Genomic DNA, 12722 nt, shown 5'->3' with positions numbered 1-12722 from the left:
TAAAAACCGTTTACCTTTCTATTTTCGGTTTATCTTTTGCAAACATTAATCAAAGCTGTTGAATTTTCAACTAAAATTGACAAAAAGCTTCATCTATAAATACCAAAAAAAACTAACATCTGTTTTGTATTTATACATTTTATCTTCTCCTTAAGAAATTTGGCATATTCTTTTCATTATTTTTGTCTACCTAAAAAAACCATAAATTTTGAAAAGATTATTCATTCTATTCTTTTTACTAGGTAGTATCGGTGTATTTTCTCAAACAAAGAAAATAAGGGTATTGTCAAGTGAATACTCAGAAGCAGATGAGAAAAAATATCCGGGAGCTACTATTTTAATAGGAAATGTAAAAATAGCTCATGAGGGAGCAACCTTAGACTGTAAACAAGCCTTATTATACAAAAAAGAAAACCTGTTTAAAGCATTAGGTGAAGTAGTGATTGAACAAGGAGATAGTATTATTCAGTATAGTGATTTTGCTATTTATAACGGAAATACTAAAAAAGCAACTTCTTGGGGGCATGTTGAAATTAACGACAAAGAAATGAAAATGAGCACCGATACGCTTTATTTTGATAGAAACGAACAAGTTCTGTACTACCAAAGCGGTGCCACAATTACCGATAAAAAAAACACCCTAAAAAGTACCGAAGGAACTTATTTTTTAAAAGAAAAAAAGTTTTCAGCAAAATCAAAAGTAACCGTTGTTAACCCTGATAATTTTCTGGAATCTGATCATTTAGATTACTATACCAATACCAGTTTAGCCTACCTGTACGGCCCAAGTACCATTACGAACTTAAAAGATAGTACCAAAATATACTCTGAAAGAGGATTTTATGACACCAATACTGAAGTATCTTATTTTGTAAAAAGAGCCAAATTATTTTTAAAAGACAGAACTGTTGAAGCTGACAGTTTATACTACGATAAAAGAAAAGGTTTTGCTTCTGCTACCAACAGAATAAAAGTAATTGATACCATACAAAATATGGTTACCAAAGGGAATTATGCCGAATTATTCGAGCAAAAAGACTCTCTTTTTATTATTGACAGAGCCGTAGCCATTTCTATACATGAAAAAGATTCTATGTATGTTCATGGTGATAAAATTCTGGTAACCGGAAAACCTGAAGAACGAATTGTCAGAATATTTAACAACGTTAAAATATTTAAATCTGACCTACAAGGCAAATGTGATTCTATTCATACCAGTCAGGTAACCGGATTAACCCGAATGTTTAAAAATCCGATCCTTTGGTCAGGAAAAAGTCAAATTACAGGTGATAGCATTCAGTTACTTTCAGATAAAGAAACTAATAAATTAGATTCGCTTCGAGTGCTTAGAAATGCTTTTATGATTCAAAAAGATTCTTTAGCAGAAGACGATTACAACCAGATTAAAGGACGTAACATTTATGGTAAATTTATTGATAATGAGCTAAAAACAATGCTTGTTAAAGGAAATGCAGAATCATTGTACCACAATAGAAACGATGATACTCAAAAACTGGAAACCATTACCAAAGAAATTGCCAGTGATATTGAGTTTACGCTTGAAAACAATGAAATAGCTCAAACAAAGTACTTTAAAAAGTCAGAAGGTAAAACCTTTCCTCCTTCTGAGTTTCCTCAAAATGAAAAAAAATTTAAAGGGTTTATATGGCGTGGTGATGAGCAACCTCTTGTAATGGAAGATATTTTTAAGAAAGATGCATCCGAAGCCCAAAATACTCCTACACCTAAAAAAGAAAACAAAGCTGTAACCAAAGCAAAAGAGCAACTTTCAGAAGAACAAAAGAAAAAAAACGTACTGGAAGAATACAATTTTAAAAGAGAATAGTTTTATATGAAGAGTGATTTTTTAAAATATCAAGGCCAAACCTCTCCACATCCTTTAGCTATTGAAATTTCTCATGCTAACGGAAGTTATATATACGATAGTAACGGAAAAAAAATGTTAGATTTTGTTGCCGGAGTATCTGCCAACAGTTTAGGACACAATCACCCAAAAGTTACAAAAGCTATTCAAGAACAAGTAACACAGTATACCCACGTTATGGTATATGGTGAATTCATACAAAAACCCCAGCTAGAACTTTGTAAAGCTTTAGCCAAAACATTGCCCGATCATCTTTCTTCTGTTTATCTGGTAAATTCAGGTACCGAAGCTACAGAAGGTGCTTTAAAATTAGCCAAAAGATATACCGGTAGAAGTGAAATGATAGCTGCTAAAAATGCGTATCACGGTAATACACAAGGAGCCATGAGTGTTTGTGGTGCTGAACAACAAAACCAAGCCTTTAGACCACTTATTCCGGGTACACGCTTTATTCAATTTAATAATGAAGCTGATCTTGCTAAAATAACCACTAAAACAGCCGGAGTTATTTTAGAAACCATACAAGGAGGTGCCGGATTTATTGAACCTGAAAACGGTTTTTTAACCAAAGTAAAACAACGTTGTGATGAGGTAGGCGCCCTACTTATTTTAGATGAAATACAATCAGGAGTTGGAAGAACCGGAACTTTTTGGGGCTTTGAAAACTATCAGGTTGTACCTCATATTATCATCACAGGAAAAGGACTTGGTGGAGGAATGCCTATCGGAGCTTTTATCACATCATTTGAACTGATGAGTTGTTTAAAAGAAAATCCAAAATTAGGGCACATAACTACCTTTGGCGGGCACCCGGTAATTGCCGCAGCAGGATTAGCTACAGTAAATGAAATTACCCAAAGTAATCTTATGGCGGAAGCTTTAAGAAAAGAGCAACTTATACGATCTATTTTTAAAAATCATTCTAAAGTAAAAGAAATAAGAGGACGCGGATTAATGTTAGCACTTTTGGTTGATACTCCTGAAATAGCTACAGAAGTTATTTTGAATTGTATGGATAACGGACTTATCTTATTTTGGCTACTCTTTGAAGGGAGAGCTATTAGAATTACTCCGCCATTAACCATTACAGATGATGAAATTAAAGAAGGATGTAATATCTTATTAAAAGCACTAGGCGAATAAACGTTTTTTTAGTAGATTTAGAGCAAAGAGTCCCTCATATGCATAAATCTAATACGATTACCAGGCTTTTTGATTTTGCCTATCATCAATTACATCAATATCCGCAGGAAAAATGTTTTGTATCAAAAGTCAATAATTCCTGGCAAAGTATTTCAACTCAAAACTATATCAAACTTGCTAATACAGTAAGTAGAGCATTACTATCATTAGGTGTAAAACCCAACGATAAAATTGCTGTTATCACCTCTGTAAATCAACCCAAATGGCATATTCTTGATATAGGCATTATGCAAATAGGTGCTGTGAATGTACCTTTATACCCCACTTTTTCTGAAAAAGATTATGCTTATATTTTAAACCATTCAGACAGTACTTACTGTTTTGTATCAGATCACCAACTCTATGAAAAAGTAAAAGAAGTTGCATCAAAAACACAACTTAAAAAAATATTCTCTTTTGAGGAATTAGCTACCGACTATGATTGGAATTCGTTTCTAAAATTAGGTGCTTCTGAAGAATTACAATCCGAAGTTGATGAACTAAAAATAAAAGTACAACCAAATCATCTTGCTACCATTATTTATACCTCCGGAACTACAGGAACTCCCAAAGGCGTTATGCTTTCACATCACAATATAGTAAGCAATGTATTTGCGGTGGGTAATAAATTGGATTTACAAAACAATCAAAAAAAAGCAATCAGTTATTTACCCATCTGTCATATTTTTGAACGAGCCAGTTCATACTATTGTCAATATATGGGATTTCAAATACACTTTGCTGAAAGCATTGATAAATTAGGAGATAATTTGAAAGAAATCCAACCTCACTTTATGGCGGTGGTACCAAGGTTGTTAGAAAAAGTATTTGATAAAATTGTAGATAAAGGAAGTAATCTTAAAGGACTCAAGAAAAAACTATTCTTTTGGGCATTACAATTAGGAGAAAACTATCAACCATACCAGCAAAACGGTTGGTGGTATGAAACACAATTATCATTTGCTAAAAAACTTATTTTTTCTAAATGGAAAGAAGCCTTAGGAGGCAATTTAGAGTTTATGATTGCCGGAAGTGCCCCAATGCAGGCCCGATTAATTAAAGTGTTTACCGCTGCCGGTATTCCCGTTTGTGAAGGATATGGATTAACAGAAACCTCTCCGGCTGTATCGGTTACAGATATGAGAAACTATGGCTTTAAAGTAGGCACCGTAGGTAAAATAATAGAAGAGGTTACCGTACGTATTGCTGATGACGGAGAAATTTTAGTAAAAGGCCCTAATGTTATGTTAGGCTATTATAAAAATCCGGAGCTAACAAACGCGGTTTTAAAAGGCGGATATTTTCATACCGGAGATATTGGCGAGCTAGATACTGATGGCTTTTTAAAAATTACCGATAGAAAAAAAGAAATGTTTAAAACCTCCGGCGGTAAATACATTGCTCCTGCTATTTTAGAAAGTGAATTAAAAAAATCTCGATTTATAGAACAAGTAATGGTTGTTGGTGAAGGTGAAAAAATGCCGGCTGCGCTTATACAAGTTTCGTTTCACTTTGTTAATGAATGGGCAAAACGCCATAACCATATAATTACCCATATTAGTAGCGACGAAAAACTACTAAACAGACTGCAAAAAGAAATTGATAAATGCAATCAACATTTTGGAAAATGGGAACAAATTAAACGCTTTGAAATTACCCCTGATGAATGGAGTATTGAAGCAGGGCATTTAACCCCAACGTTGAAAATAAAGCGCAAAAACATCTTAGAAAAATACAACGATTTGTACAAAAAAATATATAATCATCAATAAATCAAGCTGTAAACCTTTATTTGTGCAATCAAGCTATTTTTCCTAATTTGCAAAGCCCAAAATTTTGAATTTATGCCGAGTGAAATTACACGTCTTTTTGATTTCCCTTATTACCAATTAGAAACTTACAACTTATCAAAAGCTCTTATCACTAAGTATGATGGTAAGTGGGAATCATTATCTACTAAAGAATATATAGCGCAGGCCAATACTATTAGCCGCGGATTATTACGCTTAGGTGTACAACCTAATGATAAAATTGCTGTTATATCAACCAATAACAGAACAGAATGGAATGTTTGTGATATAGGTATTTTACAAACAGGTGCGCAAAACGTGCCTATATACCCTACGATTTCAAAAGAAGATTACGAATACATTCTTAATCACTCTGAAGCTACCTACTGCTTTGTTTCTGATGAAACTATTTTAGAAAAGTTAAATCAAATTAAAGCCAATACCAAGCTAAAAGACGTTTTCACTTTTGATGCCATAGCAGGAGAAAAAAGCTGGAAAGAAGTATTAACACTTGGTGAAGATGAGAGCAACCAAAACGAAGTAGAAGACCGTAAAAATGCGGTTACTTCTGATACCTTAGCTACTTTAATATATACTTCGGGTACCACCGGAAAACCTAAAGGAGTTATGCTTTCTCATAGAAACATTGTATCAAATGTTCTTAGCAGTGAATTACGAGTGCCTTTAACATACGGACAAGAAAAAGCATTGAGCTTTTTACCGGTATGTCATATTTTTGAACGTATGATACTGTATTTATATCAGTATTGTGGAGTTTCAATCTATTTTGCAGAATCTATTGAAAAACTTAGTGAAAACGCTCAGGAAATAAAACCTAATGTAATGACCGCTGTTCCGCGTTTATATGAAAAGATTTATGATAAAATCTACGCAAAAGGAACAGAATTAACAGGTATTAAAAAGAAATTATTCTTTTGGGCTATAGAACTGGGATTAAAATATGAACCTTACGGTGCTAACGGTTGGTGGTATGAAAAACAATTAGGATTAGCACGAAAACTAATATTTTCAAAATGGCAAGCCGCTTTAGGAGGTGAGTTAAAATTAATGGTTTCAGGCTCAGCTCCTTTACAACCAAGATTAACTCGTGTTTTTGCTGCTGCAGGTATGCCTGTTATGGAAGGTTACGGACTTACGGAAACGTCTCCTGTAATTTCTGTAAATGATGTTAGAAACGGTGGCTTTAAAATTGGTACTGTAGGTAGAATAATTAAAGATGTAGAGGTTAAAATTGCTGAAAATGGTGAAATTCTGGTAAAAGGACCTAACGTAATGATAGGTTACTATAAAGATCAGGAAAAAACTGCTGAGGTATTAAAAGATGGATATTTCCACACCGGGGATAAAGGCGAAGTAAGCGAAGATGGTTTCTTGAAAATAACCGGACGCACTAAAGAAATGTTTAAAACCTCAGGAGGTAAATATGTAATACCACCATTATTAGAGGGTGAATTAAAACAATCAAGATTTATAGAACAGGTAATGGTTATTGGTGAAGGCGAAAAAATGCCTGCAGCCTTTATACAACCTAATTTTGAGTTTGTAAGAGAATGGGCAAGCCGTCATCAAATAACATTGGGTAACAATGCTGATCTTATTACCAATCCGAAAGTTATAGAGCGTATTCAGGAAGAAGTAGATAACTGTAACCAACATTTTGGTAAATGGGAACAAATTAAACGTTTTGAATTAACACCGGATGAATGGAGTATTGATGCTGGGCATTTAACTCCAACCATGAAAATGAAACGTAATGTGATTAAAGAAATTTATGCCGATTTATACGATAAAATCTATAAACCATAAATAAATGTAACTGCATAAAAATTTAAAACGTCATTGTAACCATTACAATGACGTTCCTTTTTTAAAGCCTATATGAATAAATTACATAGATTTTCCTCACCTATTCCCTCTGTAGAACTCCCAAAAGAGTTTGACTACCCGCATAACTATACTCCTCACCCATTAGCTATATTAGCAGCAAAAGAGTTACAAAACTATTTAGCCACTCAAACAGACTTTAATCATGATTTTGGTCTAACTTACAATAACGAATCTGCTCTAGGTAAAATGTTTGGTGTATTGGTGGTAAAAGACACTCACGAAAACTTAGGTTATTTAGCTGCTTTTTCAGGAAAACTGGCTAATACAAATCTACATACACATTTTGTTCCTCCTGTATTTGATATCCTAAACCCAGACGGTTTTTATGTACAAACTGAGCTAAAGTTAAATGCTATTACAGCGCAAATTTCAGCCTTAATAAATGACACAGCATATATTCAGCTTCAAAAAAAATATATGCATCAAAAAGAAACTTTTAAGTTACTTTTAGAAGAGGAACAATTAAAAATTAAAAAGAGAAGAAAGTTACGAAAAGAACAAGGCATAACTGACAATCAAAAAAACATTAATGAAGAGTTTTATCTAAAAGAATATGCCATATATCTTTCTAACAAAATGCAACCGCTACAAGAAGCCTATACAGCTGTACAGAAAAAAATTGATCTTTTAAAAAAACAAAGAACTGAGATTTCTGCTACTGTACAACAAAAAATATTTGAGCACTATGTGTTTTTAAATAGTAAGCAACAAACCCAAAACCTATTGACTCTTTTTAATAACAATCCTCAAAACATACCTGCCGGTGCGGGAGATTGTTGCGCTCCTAAACTATTACAATACGCTTTTAACCATCAACTTACCCCTATAGCTATGGCTGAATTTTGGTGGGGTAAACCCCTACCAACTGCGATAAGAAAACATCTACAATATTATCCTGCCTGTACCGGAAAATGTAAACCTATTTTGGAATTCATGCTTCAAGGCTTACCCGTGGCTCAAAACCCGTTACTTTCAGAATTACAATATCCTAAAGAGCTTCCGGTGTTGTTTGAAGATGAACATTTAGTAGCAATTAACAAACCTGCTGAGTTTTTAAGTGTAACCGGAAAAGAAAGCACCTATACTGTTGAAAGTATTATGCGTACTAAATACCCTGAGGCTACTGGTCCGCTTATCGTTCATCGGTTAGACATGTCTACATCAGGTATTTTAATAGTTGCTAAAACCAAAGAAATACACAAACGACTACAAGAACAATTTATCAAAAAAACCATACAAAAAAGATATATTGCTTTATTAAACGGTGTGTTATCTCAAAAAAAAGGCATCATTGAATTACCCTTACGTGTTGATTTAGAAGATCGTCCTAAACAATTGGTTTGTTTTGAACATGGAAAAAAAGCAATAACTCATTGGGAAGTAATAAATATACAAAACCAACAAACCAAAGTGTATATGTATCCTATAACCGGCAGAACACATCAACTACGTGTACACGCTGCTCATAACTTAGGGCTTAACATTCCCATTGTAGGTGATGATTTATACGGCACTAAAAGTACTCGTTTACACTTACATGCTGAACAACTTATGTTTACACATCCTGTAACAAAACAACAAATCACTATTACTGCCCCCTGCCCTTTTTAACAGCTATTAAAGTTTTTTAAAAGAGCATACAACCATTTCATTTAAATAAAAAACAAAAGGTATGATGTAAATTAATACATTTAGAAACCTAAAACTTATACCTATGAGATTTTTATGTCTTTTAATATGTTTAGTTATACATACTAGCCTTTATTCACAAACTAATAATACCAAAGAAATAGCCTTGCGGTATATGGAAGCTTATGGTGCTTGGGATTTTGACACCATGAAAACTTTTTATGCGGATACAGTTTCTTTTGAAGACCCTACAGGTACAGAAGCCTTTAAACAAACATTTAGTTTTCAAGGAAAAGAAAACGTATATAACTTTTTTAAGGACGTTTTTAAAAACAGATTTCAAAACAACAAACCGCCTTATGTGCATTTTACTATAGAAAAAAGTTTTTTTACAGAAACATATGCGGTTATCAACTCTACTTTTGAGTGTATTTTACCCACTTCTTGGTTTGACAAAAACAGTAATGAATCTATCTTAATAGCCATACCCTTTGTAACCGTGCTAACCATAAAAGATGGTCTAATTACTAAACATATAGATTATGGTAACTATACTAAATACCACGAGCAAATTAAAGCTCAAATGAAAAAGTAAAGCCTTTTATATGAACTGTATTTGATCTTTATTCAACAATCCATAATCACGATTACGGCAAATATAGCTACGCTTAAGACTAACTAAAATCCTCTCGGAATCATCAAGGTTTGCTCTGAACCTAAAATCATTACCTTTAATACTGCTAACTAACGGTTACAATAAGAAACCGTTATACGTAATGAGCTTAATTCAGAAAGAATCAACTATAAAAAATACATTGTTTTTTCTTTTCTCTGGAATTAAACATTTTTATATGAAAACTAACCCGTTAATCTTAAAGCTATGTCTCATCAAACAACTATTAAAGGAAAACTATCATTCAACCAATCTAATAATGTTACAGCAACAATAAAATTATGGGAGGCCAACAATGAAAATGCAATTGGTGACTATACCGTAACAACTGAAGCTAATGGTGAATTTACCATAATTGCAACTCCTGAATCCGATACCTCTATTCTCTATATTACTGCTGAACTAACAGGCTCTGAAGTCGTTTTGCTTTCTGTTTTATCTCCAAAATTGCAGGAAGACATTAGTAAAAACGGCATTGTTGTTAATGAATTAACCACAGTAGCTTCTGCTTTTACTTGTGCTCAGTTTTTTAATGAGCTTCGTTTATCCGGGAACTTACACGGGATTAGAATTGCCGCTAAAAATACCCCAAACCTTGTTAATCCTGTAACAGGAACTTGGGGAGATGTGCTAACAAATCCATTCAATATCACGCAAAATGAAACGTTGGCTCGATTGAATACATTAGCTGCGCTAATTACAGCTTACGGTACAGTTCAAATTGAGGACTCAAACTGGAAAAAGGATTTCTTAAAATATACAACTTCCTTAGAAGGTAATACACCAAAAAATACTGCCGAGGCTATGATTGGCATTGCTCAATCTCCTTGGTTATATCCAACAGATATATTTAACTTGTTTGACAAAGCCTATCCATCACCAAAAGATGGTTTTCCTGCTAAACCTAACAGTAAAGTTCCGGCCAGCCGTCGAAACTCACCTTTTGTACCTTATTTAAGTTTTGCTCCGGAAGATTTTTCTATGATTTTAGCTTTTGGACAAGGAGGAATCTGCGCTCCGGGAAAACTATCCCTTGATAAAGAAGGAAATTTATGGACAGGATTAAACTGGATGCCGGGGGCACAAAACGGCGTGTATCAAGGCATCGGTGGCGGACTTGTTAAACTAGATTCAACGGGTCAGTTAATATCACCTCCCGTTGCCGGTTATACAGGAATGGGGGTTGATGGTGCCGGTTGGGGTACAGCAGTTACCAAAGAAGGTACTTGCTGGGTATCTAGTTTTAATGGATCTATAGGAGTATATAATTTAGAAGATGGTACTCCCGCATTTGATGAAATTCCGGAATACCTGACTGAAATCATTAATAAAATCGGAGGATTGCAAGGTATAGGCGTAGCACCTAATGGAGATATATGGATTGTGGGAACTTCATCCAACCGAATGCTTTACTTTCCGAACGGTGACTTTACTAAAGGAAGAGTTGTTATAAACAAAAATCTTGATGATCATTTATCTGCTCCGTTTGCAGCTACTATTGACAATGCTAACCGTGTATGGATTAGTAATACAAATAGCAAGTCTTTAGTGCGCTATTCTCCGTTTGAAAAAGACAGGCCTGTAGAACGTTTTATTCTTGCAGGTGGTGGTCGCGGCGTAGCTTTGGATTCAAAAGGAAATTTCTGGGTAGCCTGTAATACAAGTCCCGACTTCCCTCCTACAACTACTACAGATAATGTTTCTATCATTGAAGGATTTGCACTTGGGTATCCTCATCTGCAACAAACAGTAGGACGCAACCATAAAACAGGTGCGGTTTTTATGATTCCTGCAGATGCTACCCCTATAGATACTATTGATAAAACCACTCACAAGTCTAATTTAACAGCTTACGGAGACGGTAAACTAAACGCACCATGGGGAGTTTCAGTTGATGGAAATGATGATGTTTGGGTTGCTAACTTTATGGGAAGAGGCGTATCATTCATGGCAGGTGCTACCCCTAGCGGACGTACTGAAGCTTTTAATACCGGAGATTTGATCCATACCATTCATTCGGGGAGTATTCAAATGCTCACAGATGTAGTCGTTGACCAAGCGGGAAATCTTTGGTGTGCTAATAACTGGAATCTACCTCAAACCGTTATGGAGGCGAAACCTGACCCTGCCTTTTCTACTTGGGGAGGTGGTTCCGGAGTAATCGTTATTTATGGAATAGCTAAACCTGCGCAAACTCCTCTTACCGGTCCGGTTAGTGGTATTTAAAACCTATAATAATTAATAAGCGTCGATTTAACCGGCGCTTATTTTAATTACCGTAATTAAGTTAGATTGCTATACTTTTTTATTTTTATATTTGGCTGAAATGTGCTCTTATACTTCTAAAAGATTCGTATAAAAACACAAAAAGTGCTTATATAAACAAGTTGGGTACAATACAAAAACAAACTGAATGAGTGATAAAATAATAGAAAAATACTTCGACAATGTTGCATATAAAACCGTAGTTACTCTATTAGGAGTTATAGGAGCAGTGGTAACAATTTATGCTTTTCTACAAGAGAAAAAAGTAGATTTAAGATATGAAATAATTGCAAATACCAATGTACTTGACTTCAATGCAGATATTAGTAAGTTAGAAGTTGCATATGATAGTACCAATTTAAAACAAACTGGAGAAAATTTAAGAATTTATACTGTAAAGATTGTTAATAATGGAAATGAAAATATAATTAAGGAATTTTATGATGAAAATGACCTAGTAGGAATAAAGTTAAGTTCAGGAAAAATCATTGAAAAACCTGAATTAATCCAATCTAGCAATGACTACTTGAAAAGAAATTTACACTTTAAAGATTATCAGAAAGATAAAGTGATTTTTTCGAGAGTAATTTTAGAGTCTGAAGAGTTTTTTATAATTAAGCTTCTCGTTCTTCATAAAATAAATGAAATTCCTGAAATTATTTCATTTGGTAAAATAGCAGGTCAACAAAAAATTGCTGTAGTTAATTCTACCGATGTAAAACAAGAATTAACTTTTTTAAAGAAAGCTTTTTATGGGAATTTTTGGACTCAACTATCGAGATTAATTGCATATTTCATAATTGGAGCAATCATTTTTATTTTAATAATGGAATTGTCTGTGAAACTAGATAAACGGAAAGAATATAATAGAAAGAGAAAAAATGTAGTTAATTTCAAAAATCTAAAAGATTATCAGTATACAAGAATGGATGATGCTATTTTTGACAGATATTTAGAAGGAAAGTACTCATTTATGGGGTTATCGAATTTAAAAGAGATATCAAATCTCGTTAAAGATGAGAAAGAATTAAATGACAAATATAAAGTACTTTCAGAACATGTAAAAAGTAAAGAATATAAATTATTTCGACGAGATGGAGGAGATTGGTCTTTAATTAACGAAATGTTGAATGACGGAATAGTTTTTAAAGAAAATGAAGAATTACGTATTAACCAAGCAATGAAAGACACATTGGAAAAATTCTTAGATTATCTATCATCAAAGGGAGAATTTTAAGAGGCATTATAGATTTGGAGATATTAATTCATCTGAAAGAAAAGATGAAAATGAATAATAGAAAAGTACTGTACCCAACAAAGAACTGAGGTAAAAAACAAGTAAATTTTATACTTTTTTAAACCAAAGTACTTTTATAATTTACATCATAAG

The 12722-nt window shown here is 33.6% G+C and carries 8 protein-coding genes; all 8 read left to right on the top strand.

The features are described 5' to 3' along the window. The first annotated feature begins 208 nt into the window (after positions 1-208). The 8 genes from ACQY1Q_RS00040 (at position 209) to ACQY1Q_RS00005 (ending at position 12569) form a co-directional block, all read left to right on the top strand. Positions 209-1846, top strand: a complete 1638-nt coding sequence (locus tag ACQY1Q_RS00040) for an OstA-like protein (protein WP_431003226.1) — start codon at positions 209-211, stop codon at positions 1844-1846. A gap of 6 nt (positions 1847-1852) precedes the next feature. After that, entirely contained in the window at positions 1853-3028 is a 1176-nt protein-coding gene (locus ACQY1Q_RS00035; protein WP_431003225.1) for an aspartate aminotransferase family protein, read from the top strand. A gap of 38 nt (positions 3029-3066) precedes the next feature. Continuing rightward, positions 3067-4839, top strand: coding sequence for an AMP-dependent synthetase/ligase (locus tag ACQY1Q_RS00030; RefSeq protein ID WP_431003224.1), 1773 nt, complete (start codon positions 3067-3069; stop codon positions 4837-4839). A gap of 72 nt (positions 4840-4911) precedes the next feature. After that, positions 4912-6684 carry an AMP-dependent synthetase/ligase gene (locus ACQY1Q_RS00025; protein WP_431003223.1) on the top strand — a complete coding sequence of 591 codons (1773 nt, stop codon included), beginning with the start codon at positions 4912-4914 and terminating at the stop codon, positions 6682-6684. A gap of 72 nt (positions 6685-6756) precedes the next feature. After that, a complete protein-coding gene (locus ACQY1Q_RS00020; RefSeq protein ID WP_431003222.1) occupies positions 6757-8376 on the top strand; it encodes an RluA family pseudouridine synthase in 1620 nt (539 codons plus the stop codon). Between the two features lie 103 nt (positions 8377-8479). Then, positions 8480-8989: a nuclear transport factor 2 family protein gene (locus tag ACQY1Q_RS00015; protein WP_431003221.1), complete on the top strand. Its 510-nt coding sequence runs from the start codon at positions 8480-8482 to the stop codon at positions 8987-8989. A gap of 285 nt (positions 8990-9274) precedes the next feature. Then, a complete protein-coding gene (locus ACQY1Q_RS00010) occupies positions 9275-11293 on the top strand; it encodes a hypothetical protein (RefSeq protein ID WP_431003220.1) in 2019 nt (672 codons plus the stop codon). Between the two features lie 187 nt (positions 11294-11480). After that, complete coding sequence (locus tag ACQY1Q_RS00005) at positions 11481-12569, top strand: hypothetical protein (RefSeq protein ID WP_431003219.1); 1089 nt, start codon at positions 11481-11483, stop codon at positions 12567-12569. Positions 12570-12722 lie beyond the last annotated feature (153 nt).

The sequence above is a fragment of the Tenacibaculum sp. TC6 genome (assembly GCF_050606265.1).
GTDB lineage: Bacteria > Bacteroidota > Bacteroidia > Flavobacteriales > Flavobacteriaceae > Polaribacter.
This window is presented reverse-complemented; position numbering and strand designations above follow the sequence as displayed.

What these genes read in the sequence shown, in the direction of transcription:
- ACQY1Q_RS00035 (WP_431003225.1), top strand. Translation starts at nt 1,853, where the DNA reads ATGAAGAGTGATTTTTTAAAATATCAAGGCCAAACCTCTCCACATCCT.
- ACQY1Q_RS00030 (WP_431003224.1), top strand. Translation starts at nt 3,067, where the DNA reads ATGCATAAATCTAATACGATTACCAGGCTTTTTGATTTTGCCTATCAT.
- ACQY1Q_RS00025 (WP_431003223.1), top strand. Translation starts at nt 4,912, where the DNA reads ATGCCGAGTGAAATTACACGTCTTTTTGATTTCCCTTATTACCAATTA.
- ACQY1Q_RS00020 (WP_431003222.1), top strand. Translation starts at nt 6,757, where the DNA reads ATGAATAAATTACATAGATTTTCCTCACCTATTCCCTCTGTAGAACTC.
- ACQY1Q_RS00015 (WP_431003221.1), top strand. Translation starts at nt 8,480, where the DNA reads ATGAGATTTTTATGTCTTTTAATATGTTTAGTTATACATACTAGCCTT.
- ACQY1Q_RS00010 (WP_431003220.1), top strand. Translation starts at nt 9,275, where the DNA reads ATGTCTCATCAAACAACTATTAAAGGAAAACTATCATTCAACCAATCT.
- ACQY1Q_RS00005 (WP_431003219.1), top strand. Translation starts at nt 11,481, where the DNA reads ATGAGTGATAAAATAATAGAAAAATACTTCGACAATGTTGCATATAAA.